1 rRNA gene is annotated in these 592 nt (G+C 51.7%); it reads right to left on the reverse strand.

Annotated elements, in window-relative coordinates:
* Positions 1–592: ribosomal RNA gene (locus tag CXQ90_RS21780) — 23S ribosomal RNA — on the reverse strand; the annotation flags it as partial.

Below are 592 nucleotides of genomic sequence, written 5' to 3' on the forward strand. Positions count from 1 at the left end.
GCGCTTACACATCCATCCTATCAACCATGTGGTCTACATGGGATCTTACATCTTACAAATGGGAAAATTCATCTTAAAGGGGGCTTCTCGCTTAGATGCCTTCAGCGATTATCCTGTCCGCACATAGCTACCCTGCTATGCCACTGGCGTGACAACAGGAGCACCAGGGGTGCGTCCATTCCGGTCCTCTCGTACTAGGAACAGCTCTCTTCAATTTTCCTACGCCCACAACAGATAGGGACCAAACTGTCTCACGACGTTCTGAACCCAGCTCGCGTACCGCTTTAATGGGCGAACAGCCCAACCCTTGGAACCGACTACAGCTCCAGGATGCGATGAGCCGACATCGAGGTGCCAAACCTCCCCGTCGATGTGAACTCTTGGGGGAGATAAGCCTGTTATCCCCGGGGTAACTTTTATCCGTTGAGCGACGGCCCTTCCACTCGGGACCGCCGGATCACTAAGTCCTACTTTCGTATCTGTTCGACTTGTAAGTCTCGCAGTTAAGCATCCTTCTACCTTTGTGCTCTATGTATGATTTCCAACCATACTGAGGATACCTTTGAGCGCCTCCGTTACTTTTTGGGAGGCG

The organism is Arthrobacter sp. ZGTC131 (assembly GCF_002929275.1).
GTDB lineage: Bacteria > Actinomycetota > Actinomycetes > Actinomycetales > Micrococcaceae > Arthrobacter.